Below are 21,449 nucleotides of genomic sequence, written 5' to 3'. Positions count from 1 at the left end.
GGATGAAAGAGAGAAGTGCTTGAAGAGTAGTTCTCTTTTTTATTAAGTTTTTGAAACATCGCATTATATACATACAGTAAAGAAGTAGAAGATTAGTAGGCATGGGGAGAAATCTTTATGTCCTTTTTTATGAGGATTTTTAATTTTAAAAATAAATTGTAAAAAATAATTTACAATTTGTAAAAAATAAATTACAATTAGCTCAAGAGGTGTTACTATTGTTGCATAATAAAATTGTAGTTTGTCGAGCAGAAAAAGGTTGGACCCAAGAAGAACTGGCAACAAGAGTGGGAGTTAGTCGTCAAACTATCGCTACTCTTGAAAAGAATAAATATAACCCTTCTCTAATTCTTGCCTTTAAAATCGCAAATGTATTTGAAAAGCCGTTAACCGACGTATTTGATTATCTAGAGGAGTGATACATATGTTGTTGTTAAAAAGTTTATTATTTGGTTTAATAGTGATAAGTAAGATGTATGTAATAAAATTTCAATCAAGTGATGAAGCAAATGACGAAAGAGGAAGAGAAATTCTATATAAAACAAATAATGTTTTGTACAATATTCTATATTTAGGTATCCTTTCCATTATTGTTTTACAATTAATTGATATTATTCCTTTGAACTTTCTACCTGATTTGTTATTATATTTTGCACTTTCATTAAGTGTGTTAGGCAGTATTTTTATATTTATCAACAGAAACAGTAAAAATTACTAATACGAGTTAAGTGTTTAATCTTGTTCTGTTAGTTGATTGAACAAAATTTTTTTTAGTAAGCTACATAAAATAATCAATCTTTTTCATGAAAATTTAAGGAAGCCAAAAGAACCCCACACATTTCAATCAAAATGTGTGGGGTTCTTCTTTTTATAAAATAAATATTTGTAGTGTGGAATATATCCAATTGATTAACCAAACTAGTATTTTAGGGTCTTTAAGTGAAACAATACATATAACTTCATATCAATCTTGTTAATGAATTTCATTGCCCTCGGATAAAGGACAATAGTAGATCTTTGATTTTTATTACAATTTTGTAAGGTTAAGTAATGAAAATCGATAGAATGGGATATTAGAATGGGGTACTCTGATTGATGGATAGAATATTCTGAAAAAAGGGGTAGAGCAAATGAAGAATAGACAAAAAGCATCGATAATATGCAAAAGTATTTTATGTTTAATGATTTGTATATTCATTACGAATGAAGTATGGTTTACAAATGTGGTGAGGGCAGAATCTGGCACGTTGAATGATAGGAGTATAGAGGATTTCAAAAAAAAGCTGGATGAACAGGTCCCAAAATGGCAGGAGAATTATGAGGTACCAGGGGTTGCAATAGGGATTGTACATGAGGGGAGTATTGCTTATACACTAAACTACGGTTATGTAGATAAAAAGACAAAAAAAGCGGTGAGTGATGATACTTTGTTTCAGGCTGGTTCCATATCTAAAAGTCTTACAGCATGGGGAATCCTACATCTTGTAGATGAAGGTCGTTTATCACTAGATGATCCCGTTGAAAAATATCTAACTAAATGGAAATTACCTAATTCAGAGTTCAATAATAATGAAGTCACAATAAGAAGATTGTTAAGCCACACAGCAGGGCTTTCTGCACATAAAGGATACCTTGGGGTTGCACCCGGGAAACATCTTGATTCTATCGAGGAGTCTCTATCTGGAAAAGGATGGTTTAATGAGCCAGTGGAGATTACCAAAAACCCCGGTGCAGAAACAATTTATTCTGGTGGTGGATATACAATTTTGCAACTTGTTATTGAAGAGGTTACCGGAATACCTTTTGATCGTTATATGGAGGAACAAATTATGAAACCTGTAGGAATGAAATCTAGTTCATTCCTACAACGTCCTGAAAATCCTAATCTTTCGAAAGCCTATGGGTATTTTGGAGAGGAACTCCCTAGTTACCAATTTACCGAACAGGCTGCTGCAGGTCTTAAGACAAATGTTACCGATATGATGACATTGATACTTGCAAGCATGGATGCAAATAATAAAGGTAATGGTGTCATCAAAAGTGAACGTGTTCAGGAAATGCAAAAGCCGGTATTAGGGGAGAGCGGTTTAGGTGTATTTGAAAAAAAGTTATCTAATCAATGGAAATTAATTTATCATTCTGGTGACAATCGAGGCTGGCATTCTTTTTATGGTTTCATTCCTAATACAAAGGATGGATTGGTAATTCTTACGAATAGTGAAGGTGGTATAGACTTACGACAGGATATTTACCACGCATGGATTGAATATGAAACTGGAAAATTACCTGAAAGTCACTTCTCTCTAGCTGAGCAAAGAAAAAACAACTCAATTATATCAATTGTTATTGGAGCTGCACTAGGTGTATATTTGTTGCTATTTTTGATTAGATTGTACAATGGTAGAGGAACCTTCATTTTTAAGCACGAGAAGAAACCTTACATAAGATTAGTGGTTAGGGTATTTTTACTTATTATTACCGCTATGCTCGTATTTTTTGCTGCCTATTTGTGGAGGATTTTAAGTTTAAATTCTGGTAATACAATAAATTTTATTCTAATAATGGCGTGGATTATAACATTATTAATTAGTGGATTTTTCCCGAAAATTAGAAGGACTAAAAAACAATAATTAGACAGCAAATAATTAAAATATATATTTTTATATAAATACTTAAGGGTTTATAAGGGGGACCACCCCATATGTCTATTAACTTAAAAATATTAACTACTCAAAAGAGTAAAAACACTATTCTTACTAAAAGAATAGTGTTTTTTCATTGTTTAAATAGGATTTCATCTGAATTTAATGGAGGCTCTTCCTACAAAAGCAGTAGAAATTTTATTTGAATTTACTACTTCAGTTCGATATATCATGTTTTAATTTCGATAGAATAGTAAATAGGTATAACAGATATGGAGATACATACTTCAGATTTAAAATTACAGTAACTACTTAACCCGTTGTTACCAATACAAATACAGAAAGGAGCAAGTAGAATGATACAGAACATATATGAAACTCATTTACATGTAAGAGATTTAGAAAAGGCGATAGATTTCTATCAAAATAAGTTGGGGTTAGCATTAGCAAGAAAACTATCCAAAAGAAAGGTGGCCTTCTTTTGGGTAGGAGAAAGTAAAAAGCAAATGCTTGGACTATGGGAAGTACATAATATTGAAGATTTTGAGATAAAACACTTTGCTTTTGGTGTAGATTTAGAATTTCTAAAGACTTCTAAATTGTGGTTAGAGAATCGTGGAATAGAAGTGGTGGGAAGCCAAGGGAAAGGAAATCAAGAGCCAATTGTCCAAAGGTGGATGCCAGCTGCAAGTGTATACTTTCTGGATTGTGATGGGAATAAATTAGAGTTTATTTCTATGTTACATGATGATCCAGATGAATTAGAATATGCATCTTATTTAAGTGAGTGGGAGCGGAGCACCAAGAAAAATAAATGAGATTGTATCTATAAAAGGGGAAAAACGTTATTTTTTTGTGAAAAATATACAGAAAAGATGGACGTTTTACTTTACCAGAGTTATTCGGATTAAATGAAGAGAACTTAAAAAGATAGAGTATTGTGTTGCGGTTATATAATTTAGATTAAAACACAACGTACCTAACTAAGAGATTTATCGTATAAATTTACATTTATTTAATGTTAGTGAATAGAGAGCAAGATTGGCGCGCTTCGGTAATTGTGGAGTGCGAAAAAAAGACAAAATCTCTTAAAAAACACTTAATTTTTTACTTCATCAATCTTTACAATCCCTCTCTATAATATGAATTGGACAAGCACCTAAGAGAAAGCAGAATATGTCAGATTATACATTCTATTATTAGGGAGAGAATTTGTATGAAAAAGACAGTAGCTTCATTGGCTGTTATGGCAGCTTTATTACCGACACTTTCGATGCATGCGGAAGGGAAAGAGCAAGTTCGAAAATCAGCTACAACTTTTAACGTTATTAGTGACATTCAAGGAGATTTAGGGGACTTTGATCACGTGTTAAAAGATATGAACAAAGTGACGCCACTTTCTAGAGCGCTTATTATGAATGGGGATATAACGCCAACTGGACAGCAGTTACAATATGATGATGTAAAGCGTGTGTTAAACAAGAATAAGCATCCGGAAAATGTATGGTCAACTGTTGGGAATCATGAATTTTACGCTGGTAAATGGACAGCTGATGGGAAACTCTCTCAAAATACATGGCCAAATGGTGTAACGGAAGAAACATTGTTTAATAGATATTTAAAATTTAGCGGACAAGATAAGGTATATCATAAAAAAGAATTAGACGGTTATCCGCTTTTATTTTTAGGAACTGAAAAATATATGAAATACCACGATTCAAAAATGTGGGATGAAGTATATATGAGTGATGAGCAATTAGGATGGCTAAAACAAAATTTAGAAGAGTATAGTCAAAAAGATAAAAATAAGCCAATTTTCATTTTCTCTCATCACGTTTTACCTGATTCTGTATCCGGATCAAGACAATCACCATATTTACAAGACTATTTAAACATGGATAAATTGTATGATGTATTAAAAGACTACCCGCAAGTTGTTTTCTTTACGAGTCATACGCATTGGGATTTAAACTTGCCAGACTGGGCTGGTAAAAAGAAAATTACAGGCGGAGACGAAAAAGGATTTACGGTTGTAAATACGGGCGGAATTGAAACTGGTTGGATGTCGGCTGGACCAAATGGTGGCGAGAAGACTGCGCCGGATGGATATTCTTTCAAACAAGGATTACAAATAAAAGCATATGGTAACGATGTAGTCGTAACGGCTTATGATTATAAACGTGATAAGGATATTAAGAAGTTATTAATTAGTGGTGCAAAAATCGCACAAATGGCACCAAATGTAACCGCTGATGATAAAAAAAATATAATCGTTGGTGCCACTGAATATATGGAGTACTCTATAGAAGGAACGAATGAGTGGCATACGTATTATACAGCAAATCCGCCAAAATTTGATGGGGACAAGATTGTATATGTACGCCATAAAGGAGAAATGAATTTAGAAGCAGGATTAACGCAGCTTCTTCGTTTTTCGGCAAATAAGTGATTGGAGAGAGCCCACATTTAAATGTGTGGGCTCTTTTTTGAGTGATGAGAAATGGATTTTGTAAGCCGTTTTTTGTCGGTAAGTCGATATTCTATGTTGAATGCCAGTAAAAGTAAAATATCGCCTATATAATTTCATTTACTGAATTTCGATACATTTTTAATCCAGAAAGGTGACTTCATCATTTTTCCATGTAATAATAGTATGGTTACATTTACTGTGAAAGAGTATAAAAGGAGCGTTATTGATGAATTTAGCTAAATTTCCGAGAAAAAAATATACAGAATCATATACACCAATTGAAAAATTAAACAATTTTTCTGAAGCACTTGGTGGGCCAACTATTTATTTTAAACGAGATGATTTACTTGGTTTAACAGCTGGCGGTAATAAGACGAGAAAGTTAGAGTTTCTAGTTGCGGATGCACAGGCAAAGGGTGCAGATACGTTAATTACAGCTGGTGGTATTCAGTCAAACCATTGCCGTCTAACACTTGCAGCTGCGGTAAAAGAAAAAATGAAATGTATTCTTGTGTTAGAGGAAGGGCTTGAGCCAGAAGAAAAGCCAGACTTTAACGGAAACTATTTCTTATATCATTTATTAGGTGCTGAAAACGTAATTGTTGTGCCAAACGGAACAGATCTTATGGAAGAGATGCATAAAGTAGCGAAAGAAGTAAGTGAAAAAGGAAATACACCATATGTCATTCCAGTTGGTGGATCGAACCCTACTGGCGCAATGGGATATATTGCTTGTGCGCAAGAAATTATGGCGCAATCATTCGAGCAAGGAATTGATTTCAGTTCAGTTGTTTGCGTAAGTGGTAGCGCTGGTATGCATGCTGGTTTAATTACTGGTTTTTCCGGAACGCAAAGTAAAATTCCTGTAATCGGAATAAATGTAAGTAGAGGAAAAGCGGAGCAAGAAGAGAAAGTAGCAAAACTTGTAGATGAAACTTCAGCTCACGTAGGTATTCCAAACTCTATTTCACGCGAAGCAGTTACATGCTTTGATGAATATGTAGGACCAGGATACGCTTTACCAACACCAGAAATGGTAGAAGCAGTTCAATTACTTGCGAAAACAGAAGGTATTTTACTTGATCCAGTTTATACAGGGAAAGCAGTAGCGGGACTAATCGATTTAATTAGAAAAGGTAAATTTAATAAAGAGGACAACATTTTATTCGTACATTCAGGTGGTTCGCCAGCTTTATATGCGAATACTTCTCTATTTGCGTAAGTGTAAAAAGCATTGGGTATCCAATGCTTTTTGTTTTGAATTAATGTTGAAGTTTGATACAATTTCGTGAATATGCGATGATTTTTCAACATTCAACGGTAAACAACGATATATAAAGGAGATTGATGTATGACAGAATTTTGGGAAGCAAGTTTTATAGAAAATCAAATGATGTGGGGATTTGAACCTTCAGACTCTGCAATTTTGACGAAGGACATTTTCCTTGAAAAGAAAGTGAAGGATATATTGATTCCTGGTATTGGGTACGGTAGAAATGCAAAGGTTTTTATTGATAACGAAATACAAGTAACAGGTATTGAAATTTCAAAAACAGCGATTGAATTGGCGAGGGAAAATGAACTTAATGCTGATTTCTTCCATGGTTCAGTTACGGATATGCCTTTTGATAACAAACTGTATGATGGCATATTTTCTTATGCACTTATTCATTTGTTGAATAAGGATGAGAGAGAGAAGTTTATTAAAGATTGTTATAGTCAGTTAAAACCAAACGGATATATGATTTTTACTACTATTTCTAAAGATGCCCCAATGTTTGGGAAGGGGGAACAACTTGGTAAAGACTACTTCGAGATAATGGAAGGGGTAAAAATGTACTTTTATGATGTTGACTCGGTACAACAAGACTTTGGAAAATATGGACTGATAGAAACTACGGAAATTTTGGAGCCGCATAAAAATATGGCAAGTAAACCTCCATTTAAATTTATAATGATCAAATGTCAAAAAACACTATAATTACAATTGTGTAAAAAATAGTGAAAGGTTACTTAATAAGCTTGATGTGTAAGCTACTCACTAATTATTCTTTAAAGGCGAAGTAAGGGAAGTCAAATGGCATCCCTTACTTCGCTTAATTTAGTTTAAAACATGTTTTAAACTTCTAACGAATTATTTGTTATATAATGGAATTGTTGAAGCGTGAGAGGGGTGATTATATGAGTACAACATTAAGAGGGGTCATATACACAATACTCAGTATTTCTATAATATTAATAATTTTTTTAGGTTACGGATTATATTTGTATTTTAAGTGAAATGATAACCGAACCAAAGGAAAGATAAAATAATTGCTGTATTAAATAACGTAAAGGTTAAACCGATAATAGATAAAATTTTCTTTTCGGTGCGACTACAAAATGAGATAACTGCTAATATAATTGCTATAACAGCGGAAGTTAATATGAAGTACGCGAAAGGAACCACATATTCTACTCCAACTCTGTCTAAAATAGGTGAGAAGAGAAAGAGATTAATAGTAACGAATATACTTATAATGAGAAACGTATAACTTTTCCAAGTGTATGTTTTCAGTTGCATTGAATAGCATTCCTTCCTTATTAATGTTTATATGTAAAATTAAAAGGTACCTTTTATTAAAAAGAGGGGGACTAATATGCGAATTAGAAATTTAACTTTAGTTATTGTTTTTATGTGTATATTCATAGTAACCGGCTGTTCAAATATACTAGGAAATGAAGGTCAAAGAATCGAAGTGCAAAAACGTGTTGGTGATGATAATTATGAGGATTTGAAAGTAGTTACAGACAATAATCAAGTGTTGCAAGTAAAGAAAATATTAAATGATATTCATTTTGAAAATAAAAAAGTGGAAATGTCTCGTTCAGCTGATTATCACTTTGTTTTTCAATTTAAAAATCCGAAAATAGAGGCGAAAGCTGTGTTGTATCAAATTTGGATAAGTCCTAATAAAGATAAAGTAGAAGTTATGGCGGGGGATAATCGCTATGCTCAATTAGAAGGGAAAAATGCAGCCACTTTGTTTGAGATTGTTACGGGAGAAAAGTTAGTTGAATAAAAGTATATGGCACTTAACTTTTTCAGATTTATTGTAATGATTCACTACTTGTAAGGGATTATTCAGTGTGTCTTTCTATTAAAAAGTCTAAATTTGATCAATTAAATGCGATAAAATCTTTTTAAAAATAATGAAATTTTAGGAAAAATAAGGTACACTAGTCAATGGTTTTAGTTTAAAATCGATTGACGTTAATGTATACGGGGGAAAGATTGATGAACAATAATCCAATAAATGAATCAGTTGAAGAAGTTGAGAGAAAACGAGTAAGATCAAGCAAACGTTTTACAAATTGGAAGTTTATTGCAGCGGGTGTTGGTGTAATTGTACTTCTCATTGGAGGAATGAGTTATTATCAGGCAACTCACTTCAATTCAAATGTTACGATTAATGACACAAAAGTCGGTGGTCTGAACGCTGATCAGGCAATACAGAAATTAAAAACATCTGGACTAGAAAACAAAGTCTATGTTGATCAACAACAAATTTTAGATGAAAAAGATACAAAAACGGAACTTACGGAAAAAGATTTTCCTCAAGTTAAGAAACTATTAAAAAGCCAGTGGACATTTTTCCCTTCCTCAAAGGGAAAAAATTATTCAGTGCTACCGGAAAAGGCGGATCAGTATCGTAGTGAAACGATGAAAAAACTTGTAGAAGAAAAGCTCATCTCTATGAATGAAAAATTACAAGCGCCTCAAGATGCTATGGCGAAGCTCGAACAAGGAAAGATTGTTATCTCGAAAAGCGTTGAAGGAAAACAGTATGACGTTACGAATCTATTGAAAGATTACGACAAGCAGAAATATAAAAGCGAAATTCATCTGAAGTCTACATACATAAAGCCTATTAAAGAAGACGATCCGATTGTCAAAAAAGAGGAGAAAGCACTACAGAATCTTCTTGGGCAGTCTGTTGAGTATAAAGTGCAGAATGAAGTGTATCCTTTAAAAGCGAAAGATTTAATTCAAAATGCCTCTATGTCAAAGGATATGAAAGTTACAATCGATGCGAGCGACATTAAAAATAAGATTGCTGAAATTAATAATGCTAAATCAACATTAAATAAAAATTTCAGCTTTAAAACCCATTCCGGTTCGGTCATATCAGTAAAAGGACAAGGCTACGGCTGGGCACTAGATGTTGAAAAAGAAACAAAACAAGTTCAACAAGCTTTTGAAAAGGGTGAAAAATCGCTATCTGCTTCTAATATCCATGGAAATGGTTGGGAGAAGGAAGGTATCGGTTATGAAACAACATCGAATAATGGCATCGGAGACACGTATGCGGAAGTTTCAATTGCAGATCAACAAATTTGGATTTATAAAGATGGGAAATTAGTCGTCACAACAAATGTAGTAACTGGTAAACATAGCACGAGTGAAGATACATCACCAGGTGTGTGGTACGTTCTATATAAACGAACACCATACACGCTGAAAGGCAGCGCAGTAGGTAAAGCTGATTATGCAGTTAAAGTAGATTACTGGGTTCCATTCACAAATAGCGGCCAAGGATTCCATGATGCAGGCTGGCGAAAAGACTGGGCAAATAATGCTTATTTAACAGGGGGATCAGGCGGGTGTGTTAACCTTCTTCCTAATGTAGCAAAAACTGTATATGATAGTTTGAACACTAATGATCCAGTTATTGTGTACTAGAAAATAGCTACGTATCAAGAAATAAATAAAGCAGGAAATCTTATCTGATGGTACATGAAAAAACACCTCTTGAATTCGCATATTTAGTGTGCAAATTCAATGGAGGTGTTTTTTGTTTGAAAACAAGAGTTCATTGCCTATAAGAAACGAAGTAGAAAGAGATTGAGATGATAAATAGATATTCAAATAGTCAATAAAATTGACACTGAATATCATTTTCATTTATTATGAAATCGTCGCATGTAATTGGACATGATTTTTGTGAAAAAGTTTACTTTTTTATTAATATAATAGATTTCTATTAAGGTGTCCCATTTAAGAATTTAAGCGTAGGAAAGGGTAAAATAAAAATGAACTGGAAAAAAGGCGGATTATGGATTATTATTTTTTTCATTGTAAAAGGTACGATTTCTACACTTTTAATAGTTACAGGTGCTAAATATTTTGATTTATCATTTATGCAAATTTTCGTACTAATACTGATCTTATTACTGATTTCTCTCATAAGTCGAAAATTGCTGCATAGACATAAACAAAACAAAAAGCAAAAAGAGCTAAATATATAATGAAGCCCCAGGGACCTTTGGATTTCTGGGGTTTTACTATATATTTAGCTTCTTACTATTTGTGGAAAGTAAAACTCACAGTTCAAAATTTAGGTGGTACAGAAGTTTGTTGGGAGCTGATTAAAGTTTCACTTTATTTCATAGTGCATGATCTATGTTGATTAAAGGAAGTCACTGAATTTGTTGCTACAATTATTAAACAAGGACTGAAGAGAGCTTTTTAATCAATCTGTATTCTAAAGCTAAAACCGAGCATACATTATGCTCGGTTTTCAATAGGTAGTTTAAATGTAAAAGTACTGCCTTCTCCTAATTCACTTTCAACGGTAATTTCTCCTCCGTGTAGTTCTATAATCCATTTTACCATCGACAATCCTAAACCTGTGTTTCCATTGTTTGAAGATGTTCGTGCTGCGTCAACTCGATAGAAGCGGTCCCATATATTCACAATATGTTGCTCGCTGATGCCTATGCCATTATCGGAGACTTTACCTATTATGTTGGTTTCATCCCGGAACAGTTGCATATTCACAGTGCCGTTCGCTTTGCTATAAGCAATCGCATTCGTTAGTAAATTCATTAATAAACGCATCATCAATGTTTGATCTGCTTTAATAAACAGGTCTTCCTCTATATTTGTTGTTATATTAATCGAAGCTTCTTGAACCATTAATGAAAGCTCTTCTACAACGATTTCCGTTAATTCACTCATATTGATACATTCAAATTGAAAAGTATTATGCTTTTCTTGGTCAGCTCGTGCTAATAATAAGAGTTGCGAGATTAACGCGGACATTTTACGCGATTGCCTTAAAATTACTTCTAACGATTCTTCCATTTCTTTCGGATTATTCCTCTGCGATAAAGCGTATTCGCATTGCGAAATAATAACAGATGTTGGTGTTCTTAATTCATGAGATGCGTCAGATGTAAATTGTTTTTCACTTTCGAATGATGTCTCCAATCGCTCAAACATTTTGTCAAAGGTTTGTGCTAAATGATACATTTCGTCTTTCGATGAACCTTGTAAATTAATTCTCTTCGAAAGGTCTTTACCATCACCAATTTCATTGGCTGAATCACTTATTTGTTGTACAGGTCGAAACGCTCTTTGCGTAATAAAATATCCTCCCGCTGCTGCAATGAGAATAAGTAATGGAAATGAGATGAGTGTTACCACAATAAGCGTATTCATGGTCGATGATAATTGATTCATGGTCATTATGCCACGAACCCAGACTTGCTCATCGCCGCCTACATTATGGAGAAAATCATATACTATCCATTCCTTATTACTGTCTTTAATGGTTTGTATTTCATCGGATTTAAGCGATACCTTTTTATTAAAGGTTGTTGGATTATGTCCTGCCAGCAGCTCACCTTGTTTACTATAAATGATGATATTTACTCCATCTTCTAAGGCTTCAAATTCATCGTCAATCTTTAACTGCCCATGCTTATATTCGATATCTTCAACACTTTCTTTTACTGTGCTCTTCAATTGATTTTTCATATTAAAAAGCAAAACTTTATCTGAAGAAGTTAAAATAAAAGCTAACACGAGTGCCATAATAATTACAACTAGCCCCGTATACCATAGGGTCACTCTCATTTTTATTGATAGTCTTTTCATGATTCTACTCGCAATACGTAACCAGTTCCTCGTACTGTATGAATTAACTTCGTTTCAAACTGGCTATCAATTTTTTTGCGAAGATAGCGGACGTAAACATCAATAATATTCGATCCACCTTCATAGTCGTAATTCCACACATGTTGCTCAATTTTATCTCGTGTCAACACAACTTCTTTATTACGAATCATATATTCTAAAATGGCAAATTCTTTACTGGAAAGAGTGATAACCTGGTCTCCTCTTGTTACTTTATGCATATTGCAATCCACCACTAGGTCAGCGATTTCAAACACATTAGATGTATTTCCTGTGTTTCTTCGCATCAACACTCGAATTCTTGCTAACAGTTCATCAAAAGCAAACGGCTTTACTAAATAATCGTCCGCACCTAAGTCGAGTCCTGTTACGCGATCATCAATTGTATCTTTAGCTGTAAGAAGCAAGACAGGAGTTGTATTATTGTCCGCACGTAATCTTTGTAATACTTGTAAACCATCTATTCCGGGAATCATAATGTCAAGCACAATCAAATCGTAGGTAGCCATGCTTATATAATCCAAAGCATCTTCTCCATTCCCACATCCATCGACACTATAATATTCTGCATTTAATCGTTTTACCAATATATTTTGTAAGTCTTTTTCATCTTCGACAATAAGAACTCGCATTAACATTCTCCTTTTCTTCTTATTTATATGTATCACTATAATTTCAAAACATTAAAGAAAGATTAGAAACTATTTAATTATATCATTTTATTTTTTTGCGCATTAATCTTCCTTTAATGTTTGTTCAGTAATATAAAGACATGGATAAGGTGCACATGTAAAGGGAGGAGAACATAATGGGAAAATGGATGATGATTGGAGCAATGTCTTGTTTATTCTTAACAGCTTGTTCGACTCAAGCTGATAACGATACAGAAGTACAACAACTGAAAGTAGAAAACGATACATCACAAAAAGAAGGTACGCAACTACAACAAGAACCACACAAAACAGGGCCTGCTATGAATGATACTAAGCAAACACAAGATTTCAAAAACGAAGTCACATCTATTGTAGAAAAGGCAAATAATACGAAACCAGTTGGAGCAAAAGAAGATAACTTAAATACGTACTTAGCAGCAAAAAAAGAAATTGACCAATTAGATGACAAGATAGATCTATCTGATGATCAGCTAGAAGCAGATTTTCACGCTGGAACGATAACTGTTGAACAATATCAAATACAAGAAAGAGAACAAGATATACTTGAAGATCAATTAGAGCAAGCAGAAAATGTACTTGAAGCAAGATTTGGAATAAATGATTAATTATTAAGGAGTGGATGGAAATGTTAAAACATAAAAAGAAAATAATTATAAGTGTAATTGCTATTTTAGTAAGTGGTATTGCTATTGTTGGTGGATATTATGGTATGGGCTACAATTATGCGAAAAAGAATGAAAACTATACAGAGAAACAAGTTCGTGAAATTTCTTTAGCTCATACAAATGGAGAAATTATTAATGTGAAAAAAGAATTCGAATTAGAAGATGACAACTTAGCACAATCAAAATTTGAATATGAAGTGGAAATCAAGACACCTGATAATCTGTTAAATATTTTAAAGGTTAGTGCTAGAACAGGTACAATAGAAATCAATAGTGAAGATTAAAAAAATATCGCGTATTTGAAAAAATACAATAAGCTGCCCATATGGGCAGCTTATTTACATAATTCTCGTTAACAGTAGTCAATGATGCATATAATTTTCGTTTTGGGGGTAATTGCTTTTCTTAGCTTGATAGTGATGGGATGAGCTTCCGATTGTGGAAAATCTCCAGGCTTCTATTAGTTGGTTAGTGGAAGAAAAATTTGTTCCACAGCCCGTAAGTTATTATAATACATAAAAATTAAATTCTTCTTCTGCAATTCATTCAAATCGGCCAATCTCCGCATCTTTTGAATTCCCTGAAAGTGCTAAACTTAAGCAAAAAAATTAACCATCCTATGCAAGAAAGTTTAGATAGCTAAAAGCATATGTTTTATTGAAAGGGTGTGATTGAATTATGGAACGGACGAATTGGGGAATTGGAGGATTAGTATTTGTTGGCTGCATGTTTCTTGGCGGAGGAGTGGGATCTATATTAGGCGATACTCATGCTGGATGGCTAATAGGAATGGGCGCTGGATTTATTGGGATGGCTTTAACGAGACTGGTCAGAAAGTAATATAACGGGATTCTTCTTATGATGAACAATGTAATTAATTAATGGCATAAGAGCTCTATAAATTATAGTTAGAACCTTATCTTTAGTATTTGTCTTTTCTAAATTTCTCCATACATAGATACGATTCTCAAGTTGGAGGCGGGCACCTTAGGGTGTCTTTTTTATGCTCTTTAAAAATGTTTTAACATATAATAGCCGAGTTAATTCAAGTAATCAAGCTAATAGATTTCGTTAGATTGCTATCATCTTTTTTGTAATAGAATAGATTCATTACCGTTTCAGACCGATGTATTCATTCATAACCTAACAGTAAAAGGGGGATGATTAAAGGCATGGCGATTAATGATGAATTAATTTGTCAACAGTTTGCAAGAATTATCGGTGGCCAAGAAGGATTCGCCGGTGGAAAATGCGTGGCAACAATAAATCGGGATGAAATACAAGCAACTATCTTAGGAAAACGTTTTAGAGTAACAACTTCCTTCTCATTCGAATCAAGAGATAATAAAACTGGACAGGCATTATGTCTAGGTCGGATAGCGCTCTTACAAAAAGAAGTTACTGAATTTGTTGCTACAATTATTAAACAAGGAATAATCGTTTCGTCTATACACAATGAGTGGTTATGTGATGAGCCGAATTTAATTTACGTTAATATCGAAGACGTTGATGATCCGCTAAGTTTCGCAAGGAAAGTTAGAAGAGCGTTATGCAATTAACCAATTTATTTAGTTAAATGAGCAATATAAAAGGATCTTTAATTGAAAGATCCTTTCATACATAAGATGAAGGTTTTCCCTTGTATTTTATTAATTAAGTTCGCTTGACTAGCAAACGAACTTGGAGGGAGTACTGGAACCATACAATAAATACATTGAGGGGGCATGTTTGAGCTATGGACCTATCCTCCCGTTCTAATTAACTAAAAGAAGAATTTTCCCATACCGATTAGACTACTAAGCATTCCGATTCCATTCATGGTTCCTTTTCCTGCTGTCAGTAAGTTTCCAAGCATTCCTGGCTGCCCGCTATTCCCCCATCCCATGGGATTTATCTGTCCTCCCCATCCTGGAGAATTTCCAAAAACACCCCAGTTATTATTGGTATTAAAATTAAAAGCTTTGGCTGGCGGTGATAGTAAAGCGGCAATATGACCTTGTGCGAACATCCCTGTATGATTGAATGGTTGGGGCCAGGGGATGGGAGGTTTTTGAAAATTAAAACCTGCATGGCCTGGTAATAGAGCCCAATTAGCAGGATGTCCTTGGGGTATCATCCCTGCATAATGGATTGGCTGACCTAAAGGGAAGGGAGGGGGCTCGGGAGTGAAACCTGTATAATTGGCTGGTGAATCCCAACCAAATGGATAGACTCGACAACTCAAATTCTCAGGAACCTTCAGACCATTCATTTCCTCAGCTTTAGTTATTTGGGGCTGTGAATATAATGATGACATTGAAATTTGGTTATTATATTGCTCCCCGTTTCCATTTGAATTCAAATACCAATATTGGTGCATAAGCTTATTCCCCTCACTTTAAAAATGTAATGTTAGACTTAGCCTATGTAATATTCCTTTTTATGGATGGTTACATAACTAGATTTACAAGCCCGTATTTAAAGGAATGGGTGTGTGGTCTTGTTGATTTATTCCGCTATTTGTGGACAGTAAGACACCGTCCCCTCAAAATTCAGCGAAAGCAAAAAAGTTAGATGGGGGGCTTTTAGAAGGGTATTTTCAGTTGCTCCTTTTGTTTATTTCAGCCTAATTTAATTTCGGTTAACAAACGTGTTTATAAAGGTTTAATCAACAAAAAAAATTAAAATGTTATGTTGAGCAAGTAGAATTGCTAAAAAGAGAATACCCATTCGAAGAGTTTGGCAAAATACTGCAAGGACAATGTATTCTTGTGCAGATATGCAAAAGATTTAAACGAATCAATGGAATTTATAATGAAGGGGCAAATGAATATATGAGTGAAACATTACATAAAAGAAAACCACCATATTTAATGCTTGTAATCCTTTTTATTGGGGCATTTGTTTCATTTCTAAATAACTCGCTTTTAAATGTGGCCTTGCCATCAATAATGAAGGATTTAGATATTAAAGATTATTCAACGATCCAGTGGCTTTCTACAGGGTATATGCTTGTAAGTGGTGTATTAATTCCGGCATCAGCATTTTTAATAACCCGCTTCTCCAATAGGAGCTTATTTATTACATCTATGGTGATTTTTATTCTTGGTACGGCCTTAGCGGCTTTAGCACCGAACTTTAGTTTATTACTTACTGGCCGGATGGTTCAAGCAGCAGGTTCTTCAGTCATGGGGCCTTTGTTAATGAATATTATGCTAGTAAGCTTTCCAAGAGAAAAAAGGGGGACAGCAATGGGGATTTTTGGATTGGTTATGATTACAGCTCCAGCAATTGGACCGACACTATCAGGTTATATTGTAGAGTATTATGACTGGCGTTTGCTTTTTGAAATGATTTTACCGTTAGCAATCATTAGCTTACTGTTAGGGATTTGGAAATCTGAGAATGTCATGAGACAAAACAAAAATGTAAAACTTGATTATCTCTCATTATTATTATCTTCTGTCGGTTTTGGCGGTTTGTTATATGGATTCAGTTCTGCAAGCTCTGACGGTTGGACGAATAAAGTTGTCTTAACGACCTTAATCATAGGCGCTATTGCCCTAATTACTTTCATTATCCGTCAATTAAAAATGAATGAACCGTTATTGGATTTACGTGTTTACAAGTACCCAATGTTTGCACTTGCGTCTGTAATTGCAATTGTCAACGCAGTGGCCATGTTTTCGGGTATGATTTTAACCCCAGCTTATGTACAAAATGTCCGCGGTATTTCACCGCTGAGCTCTGGGCTGATGATGCTTCCAGGTGCGGTAATAATGGGGATTATGTCACCAATTACAGGTAAACTATTTGATAAATATGGCCCTCGTATTCTTGGTATAGTAGGACTTTCCATTACAGCCGTTTCAACTTATATGCTAGCAAACCTGCAACTCGATTCTAGTCACACACATATTATTCTTATTTACACATTGCGGATGTTTGGGATGGCGATGGTGATGATGCCACTTATGACAAACGGACTTAATCAATTACCAACTCGCTTAAATCCGCACGGTACAGCTGTTAATAATACAGCTCAACAAGTGTCCGGTTCGATTGGTACTGCTATTCTTGTTACGATTATGAATTCTGTAACAAAAACAAAAGCTGAAAGTCTAATGGTTGATGTAGATCCTACAACCTTCACAGAGGCTACGAAGGCAATGTTAACTCAGAAGGCTTTATTATCCGGAATTCAATATTCATTCTATGTAGCGCTTGGCATGAATGTTGTTGCACTACTATTAGTTTTTTTCGTTAAACGTGTAGATACAAGTGCGGAAGCTGTGGAGAGGTTAAATCGGTAGAGTAAAATAAAACTTAAGATCATGATTCCTATAAGTTTTTGCTGTTTAGTTAGACTATGAAGAAATGCAAATTTCTGCTGCTAAGGCGCTGGTATTTAAACTTGGAAAAGGACCAGTGAAATAATTATATATAGTAAAAAGGATCTGATATTCATATCAGATCCTTTTTCATTAGTAACACAGTATACTTGCTTATCGTATTTGTTTGAATTGACATTAGGAACTACTGGTTTTCCCAATACTACAATCTTTAGCTCTCAATTTGTGATAAACATTATAATAATACGCTTCATTTTAATTTAGTATTTTCTCTGCAAGTTATAAATCTAATATCAACAAACAACTTAGATTACCAACCTTATAAGCAATATCATAATCGTGAATAGTTCGGGAAAAGATAAAATAAGGTAATCAATTACATATCTTTATCCCAGGCGATTCATTGCTATCTTCTTTTTATTGAATGGGATATTTTATTTCATGCTTTTTTGAAAGGGTGTTTTTAATGGATAAAAAAGTATCTGCCATTCCTCAACCGAAAACATATGGATTGCTGGGGAATCTCCCATTAATCGATAAAGATAAACCGACCCTATCCTTTATCAAGATAGCGGAAGAGTATGGTCCCATTTTTCGAATTCAAACTTTAAGTGATACCATCATTGTCGTTTCTGGACATGAACTAGTAGCAGAAGTCTGTGACGAAACAAGATTTGATAAAAGTATAGAGGGTGCTTTAGCGAAAGTTCGCGCCTTTGCTGGAGACGGATTATTTACAAGCGAGACTCACGAGCCTAACTGGAAAAAAGCTCATAATATTTTGATGCCTACATTCAGCCAACGAGCAATGAAAGATTATCATGCTATGATGGTCGATATTGCTGTACAACTCGTTCAAAAATGGGCACGGCTTAATCCGAATGAAAACGTAGATGTTCCGGAGGATATGACTCGCCTTACATTGGATACAATTGGTCTATGTGGTTTTAATTATCGATTTAATAGCTATTATCGTGAGACCCCTCATCCTTTTATTACTAGCATGAGCCGTGCTCTAGATGAGGCGATGCACCAATTACAGCGGCTGGATATAGAAGATAAACTCATGTGGAGAACGAAACGTCAATTTCAGCATGATATTCAATCCATGTTTTCTTTAGTAGATAATATTATTGCTGAACGTAAAAGTAATGGAAATCAGGAAGAAAATGATTTACTTTCCCGTATGTTAAATGTGCATGATCCGGAAACTGGTGAAAAATTAGATGATGAAAATATTCGTTTCCAAATTATCACTTTTTTAATAGCTGGGCATGAAACAACAAGTGGATTATTATCTTTTGCAATCTATTTTTTATTAAAGAATCCAGATAAATTGAAAAAAGCCTATGAAGAAGTAGATAGGGTTTTAACAGATCCCACTCCAACATACCAACAAGTTATGAAACTAAAGTATATCCGGATGATTTTAAATGAATCGCTACGTCTATGGCCTACTGCTCCAGCATTCAGTCTCTATGCAAAAGAAGATACAGTGATTGGTGGGAAATATCCAATTAAGAAAGGAGAAGATCGTATTTCTGTTCTGATTCCACAGCTACATAGGGATAAAGACGCGTGGGGAGACAATGTGGAAGAATTCCAACCTGAACGATTTGAAGAGCTGGATAAGGTTCCTCATCATGCTTATAAGCCATTTGGAAATGGTCAACGAGCATGTATCGGTATGCAGTTTGCACTTCATGAAGCCACACTTGTAATGGGAATGCTTCTTCAACATTTTGAATTAATTGATTATCAAGACTATCAGCTGGACGTAAAACAAACATTAACGCTAAAGCCTGGTGATTTTAAAATTAGGATTCTACCCCGAAATCAAACTATTAGCCATACTACTGTTCTTGCGCCTATAGAGGAGAAACTGAAAAACGATGAAATCGAACAGCAAGTTCAGAAGACTCCTTCTATTATTGGGGCCGATAATCTTTCGCTTCTTGTTCTGTATGGATCGGATACAGGGGTAGCGGAAGGTATTGCAAGAGAACTAGCAGATACAGCTAGTTTAGAAGGTGTTCAAACGGAAGTGGTAGCTCTTAATGATGGAATTGGAAGTCTGCCAAAAGAAGGGGCGGTTCTTATTGTAACTTCTTCTTATAATGGAAAACCACCAAGTAATGCAGGGCAGTTTGTGCAGTGGTTGGAGGAATTAAAACCAAATGAGCTAAAAGGTGTTCAATACGCAGTTTTTGGTTGTGGAGATCATAATTGGGCGAGTACTTATCAGCGAATTCCAAGATACATTGATGAGCAAATGGCTCAAAAAGGAGCAACAAGATTTTCGACACGTGGAGAAGCAGATGCAAGTGGTGATTTCGAGGAACAGCTCGAGCAATGGAAACAAAGTATGTGGCCTGATGCGATGAAGGCATTTGGATTGGAACTTAACAAAAACATTGAGAAAGAACGCAGTACATTAAGTTTACAATTTGTTAGTCGTCTTGGAGGATCTCCTCTTGCGCGAACATATGAAGCAGTTTATGCATCTATATTGGAAAATCGTGAACTTCAATCACCTAGCAGTGAAAGAAGCACGCGACATATTGAGATATCCTTGCCAGAAGGCGCTACGTATCAAGAAGGTGACCACCTTGGGGTGCTGCCAATTAATAGTGAGAAAAATGTAAGCCGGATTTTAAAACGCTTTGGATTAAGCGGGAAGGATCAAGTCATATTGAGCGCAAGTGGACGAAGTGTAAATCACATACCTTTAGACAGTCCTGTTAGTTTATTTGACCTTCTTAGTTATAGTGTAGAAGTTCAAGAAGCAGCCACTCGAGCACAAATACGAGAAATGGTGACATTCACAGCATGCCCTCCTCATAAAAAGGAATTGGAATCATTATTGGAAGAGGGAGTTTATCATGAACAAATATTAAAGAAACGTATGTCAATGTTGGATCTTCTTGAAAAGTATGAGGCTTGTGAAATCCGATTTGAACGCTTTTTAGAACTTCTTCCTGCGCTCAAACCGCGTTACTATTCTATTTCAAGCTCTCCACTCGTTGCACAGGATCGTCTGAGCATTACGGTTGGTGTTGTTAATGCACCTGCATGGAGTGGGGTAGGGACATATGAAGGAGTCGCTTCTAATTATTTAGCTCAGCGTCATAATAAAGATGAGATTATCTGTTTCATTCGAACGCCACAATCAAACTTTCAATTACCTGAAAATCCAGAAACACCAATTATCATGGTTGGGCCAGGTACTGGAATTGCACCATTCCGTGGATTCTTGCAAGCGCGTCGTGTTCAAAAGCAAAAAGGTATTAACTTAGGACAAGCACATCTATATTTTGGTTGTCGTCATCCTGAAAAGGATTATCTCTATCGTACAGAACTAGAAAATGATGAAAGGGATGGATTAATCTCTTTACACACAGCTTTTTCTCGCCTAGAAGGATATCCTAAAACATATGTACAGCATTTAATAAAACAAGATAGAATCAATTTAATTTCGTTATTAGATAATGGGGCTCATCTTTATATATGTGGTGATGGAAGTAAAATGGCTCCTGACGTAGAAGACACCCTTTGTCAAGCATATCAAGAAATTCATGAAGTCAGTGAACAAGAAGCAAGGAATTGGCTGGATCGTGTACAAGAAGAAGGGCGATATGGAAAAGATGTTTGGGCCGGAATCTAAATTCTTCTTAATTAGATAAGTAATATTTAATTTACGAACTTC

Annotated in this window: 19 protein-coding genes and 1 pseudogene; 16 read left to right on the top strand and 4 right to left on the bottom strand. The window is 34.8% G+C overall.

Annotated features, from left to right (window positions below):
• The first annotated feature begins 218 nt into the window (after positions 1-218).
• The 7 genes and pseudogenes from MKY90_RS15925 to MKY90_RS15895 all read left to right on the top strand — a co-directional run bounded on the left by MKY90_RS15925 (position 219) and on the right by MKY90_RS15895 (position 7,093).
• Positions 219-419, top strand: a complete 201-nt coding sequence (locus MKY90_RS15925) for a helix-turn-helix transcriptional regulator (protein ID WP_000903049.1) — start codon at positions 219-221, stop codon at positions 417-419.
• Between the two features lie 5 nt (positions 420-424).
• Positions 425-718 carry a hypothetical protein gene (locus MKY90_RS15920; protein WP_341091842.1) on the top strand — a complete coding sequence of 98 codons (294 nt, stop codon included), beginning with the start codon at positions 425-427 and terminating at the stop codon, positions 716-718.
• A 412-nt stretch (positions 719-1,130) separates the two neighbouring features.
• Positions 1,131-2,630 carry a serine hydrolase domain-containing protein gene (locus MKY90_RS15915; protein ID WP_063218001.1) on the top strand — a complete coding sequence of 500 codons (1,500 nt, stop codon included), beginning with the start codon at positions 1,131-1,133 and terminating at the stop codon, positions 2,628-2,630.
• Positions 2,631-2,998: 368 nt separating this feature from the next.
• Positions 2,999-3,456, top strand: a pseudogene (locus tag MKY90_RS15910) (VOC family protein).
• Between the two features lie 402 nt (positions 3,457-3,858).
• A complete protein-coding gene (locus MKY90_RS15905) occupies positions 3,859-5,091 on the top strand; it encodes a DUF4073 domain-containing protein (protein ID WP_215599492.1) in 1,233 nt (410 codons plus the stop codon).
• A gap of 247 nt (positions 5,092-5,338) precedes the next feature.
• Entirely contained in the window at positions 5,339-6,334 is a 996-nt protein-coding gene (locus tag MKY90_RS15900; protein WP_002013704.1) for a D-cysteine desulfhydrase, read from the top strand.
• Between the two features lie 129 nt (positions 6,335-6,463).
• On the top strand, positions 6,464-7,093 hold the full coding sequence (locus MKY90_RS15895; RefSeq protein ID WP_098169122.1) for a class I SAM-dependent methyltransferase: 630 nt from the start codon (positions 6,464-6,466) through the stop codon (positions 7,091-7,093).
• A gap of 291 nt (positions 7,094-7,384) precedes the next feature.
• Here MKY90_RS15895 and MKY90_RS15890 read toward each other — a convergent pair whose 3' ends face one another.
• Positions 7,385-7,675 (bottom strand): hypothetical protein, encoded by a 291-nt coding sequence (locus tag MKY90_RS15890; protein WP_078205403.1) that lies wholly within the window; start codon positions 7,673-7,675, stop codon positions 7,385-7,387.
• A 76-nt stretch (positions 7,676-7,751) separates the two neighbouring features.
• Here MKY90_RS15890 and MKY90_RS15885 point away from each other — a divergent pair, with 76 nt between their 5' ends.
• From MKY90_RS15885 to MKY90_RS15875, 3 genes are all read left to right on the top strand, one after another.
• Complete coding sequence (locus MKY90_RS15885) at positions 7,752-8,174, top strand: hypothetical protein (protein WP_098169123.1); 423 nt, start codon at positions 7,752-7,754, stop codon at positions 8,172-8,174.
• 215 nt (positions 8,175-8,389) lie between these two features.
• A complete protein-coding gene (locus MKY90_RS15880) occupies positions 8,390-9,835 on the top strand; it encodes a L,D-transpeptidase family protein (protein WP_341091834.1) in 1,446 nt (481 codons plus the stop codon).
• A gap of 350 nt (positions 9,836-10,185) precedes the next feature.
• Positions 10,186-10,401: a hypothetical protein gene (locus tag MKY90_RS15875; RefSeq protein ID WP_046954849.1), complete on the top strand. Its 216-nt coding sequence runs from the start codon at positions 10,186-10,188 to the stop codon at positions 10,399-10,401.
• Positions 10,402-10,660: 259 nt separating this feature from the next.
• Here the strand turns inward: MKY90_RS15875 and MKY90_RS15870 are convergent, their stop codons facing one another.
• Positions 10,661-12,034: a sensor histidine kinase gene (locus tag MKY90_RS15870; RefSeq protein ID WP_098169125.1), complete on the bottom strand. Its 1,374-nt coding sequence runs from the start codon at positions 12,032-12,034 to the stop codon at positions 10,661-10,663.
• Positions 12,031-12,705: a response regulator transcription factor gene (locus tag MKY90_RS15865; RefSeq protein ID WP_098169126.1), complete on the bottom strand. Its 675-nt coding sequence runs from the start codon at positions 12,703-12,705 to the stop codon at positions 12,031-12,033. The genes MKY90_RS15870 and MKY90_RS15865 overlap by 4 nt, the downstream gene beginning before the upstream one ends.
• A gap of 176 nt (positions 12,706-12,881) precedes the next feature.
• On the opposite strand from MKY90_RS15865, the gene MKY90_RS15860 reads away from it, so the two are divergent.
• From MKY90_RS15860 to MKY90_RS15845, 4 genes are all read left to right on the top strand, one after another.
• Positions 12,882-13,352: a hypothetical protein gene (locus MKY90_RS15860; RefSeq protein ID WP_078185550.1), complete on the top strand. Its 471-nt coding sequence runs from the start codon at positions 12,882-12,884 to the stop codon at positions 13,350-13,352.
• Positions 13,353-13,372: 20 nt separating this feature from the next.
• Entirely contained in the window at positions 13,373-13,696 is a 324-nt protein-coding gene (locus MKY90_RS15855; protein ID WP_141507037.1) for a PepSY domain-containing protein, read from the top strand.
• A gap of 394 nt (positions 13,697-14,090) precedes the next feature.
• Positions 14,091-14,252, top strand: a complete 162-nt coding sequence (locus MKY90_RS15850; RefSeq protein WP_002190108.1) for a hypothetical protein — start codon at positions 14,091-14,093, stop codon at positions 14,250-14,252.
• Between the two features lie 320 nt (positions 14,253-14,572).
• Complete coding sequence (locus tag MKY90_RS15845; RefSeq protein WP_002033128.1) at positions 14,573-14,971, top strand: DUF1259 domain-containing protein; 399 nt, start codon at positions 14,573-14,575, stop codon at positions 14,969-14,971.
• A 203-nt stretch (positions 14,972-15,174) separates the two neighbouring features.
• Here the strand turns inward: MKY90_RS15845 and MKY90_RS15840 are convergent, their stop codons facing one another.
• Entirely contained in the window at positions 15,175-15,771 is a 597-nt protein-coding gene (locus MKY90_RS15840) for a hypothetical protein (RefSeq protein ID WP_098169128.1), read from the bottom strand.
• A gap of 454 nt (positions 15,772-16,225) precedes the next feature.
• Between MKY90_RS15840 and MKY90_RS15835 the strand changes: the two genes are divergently transcribed.
• On the top strand, positions 16,226-17,704 hold the full coding sequence (locus tag MKY90_RS15835; protein ID WP_063217989.1) for a DHA2 family efflux MFS transporter permease subunit: 1,479 nt from the start codon (positions 16,226-16,228) through the stop codon (positions 17,702-17,704).
• A 505-nt stretch (positions 17,705-18,209) separates the two neighbouring features.
• Positions 18,210-21,407 carry a bifunctional P-450/NADPH--P450 reductase gene (gene cypD, locus MKY90_RS15830; RefSeq protein ID WP_098169129.1) on the top strand — a complete coding sequence of 1,066 codons (3,198 nt, stop codon included), beginning with the start codon at positions 18,210-18,212 and terminating at the stop codon, positions 21,405-21,407.
• Positions 21,408-21,449: the final 42 nt, after the last annotated feature.

It is taken from the genome of Bacillus sp. FSL P2-0099, assembly GCF_038007445.1.
Classification (GTDB): Bacteria; Bacillota; Bacilli; order Bacillales; family Bacillaceae_G; genus Bacillus_A; species Bacillus_A mycoides.
Note: the sequence above shows the minus strand (reverse complement) of the source record. Positions and strands in the feature narration are given on the sequence as shown.

Excerpts from the sequence above, each read along its gene's own strand:
- MKY90_RS15920 (WP_341091842.1), top strand. The coding sequence starts at position 425 with ATGTTGTTGTTAAAAAGTTTATTATTTGGTTTAATAGTGATAAGTAAG.
- MKY90_RS15915 (WP_063218001.1), top strand. The coding sequence starts at position 1,131 with ATGAAGAATAGACAAAAAGCATCGATAATATGCAAAAGTATTTTATGT.
- MKY90_RS15905 (WP_215599492.1), top strand. The coding sequence starts at position 3,859 with ATGAAAAAGACAGTAGCTTCATTGGCTGTTATGGCAGCTTTATTACCG.
- MKY90_RS15900 (WP_002013704.1), top strand. The coding sequence starts at position 5,339 with ATGAATTTAGCTAAATTTCCGAGAAAAAAATATACAGAATCATATACA.
- MKY90_RS15895 (WP_098169122.1), top strand. The coding sequence starts at position 6,464 with ATGACAGAATTTTGGGAAGCAAGTTTTATAGAAAATCAAATGATGTGG.
- MKY90_RS15890 (WP_078205403.1), bottom strand. The coding sequence starts at position 7,675 with ATGCAACTGAAAACATACACTTGGAAAAGTTATACGTTTCTCATTATA.
- MKY90_RS15885 (WP_098169123.1), top strand. The coding sequence starts at position 7,752 with ATGCGAATTAGAAATTTAACTTTAGTTATTGTTTTTATGTGTATATTC.
- MKY90_RS15880 (WP_341091834.1), top strand. The coding sequence starts at position 8,390 with ATGAACAATAATCCAATAAATGAATCAGTTGAAGAAGTTGAGAGAAAA.
- MKY90_RS15875 (WP_046954849.1), top strand. The coding sequence starts at position 10,186 with ATGAACTGGAAAAAAGGCGGATTATGGATTATTATTTTTTTCATTGTA.
- MKY90_RS15870 (WP_098169125.1), bottom strand. The coding sequence starts at position 12,034 with ATGAAAAGACTATCAATAAAAATGAGAGTGACCCTATGGTATACGGGG.
- MKY90_RS15865 (WP_098169126.1), bottom strand. The coding sequence starts at position 12,705 with ATGCGAGTTCTTATTGTCGAAGATGAAAAAGACTTACAAAATATATTG.
- MKY90_RS15860 (WP_078185550.1), top strand. The coding sequence starts at position 12,882 with ATGGGAAAATGGATGATGATTGGAGCAATGTCTTGTTTATTCTTAACA.
- MKY90_RS15855 (WP_141507037.1), top strand. The coding sequence starts at position 13,373 with ATGTTAAAACATAAAAAGAAAATAATTATAAGTGTAATTGCTATTTTA.
- MKY90_RS15850 (WP_002190108.1), top strand. The coding sequence starts at position 14,091 with ATGGAACGGACGAATTGGGGAATTGGAGGATTAGTATTTGTTGGCTGC.
- MKY90_RS15845 (WP_002033128.1), top strand. The coding sequence starts at position 14,573 with ATGATTAAAGGCATGGCGATTAATGATGAATTAATTTGTCAACAGTTT.
- MKY90_RS15840 (WP_098169128.1), bottom strand. The coding sequence starts at position 15,771 with ATGCACCAATATTGGTATTTGAATTCAAATGGAAACGGGGAGCAATAT.
- MKY90_RS15835 (WP_063217989.1), top strand. The coding sequence starts at position 16,226 with ATGAGTGAAACATTACATAAAAGAAAACCACCATATTTAATGCTTGTA.
- cypD (WP_098169129.1), top strand. The coding sequence starts at position 18,210 with ATGGATAAAAAAGTATCTGCCATTCCTCAACCGAAAACATATGGATTG.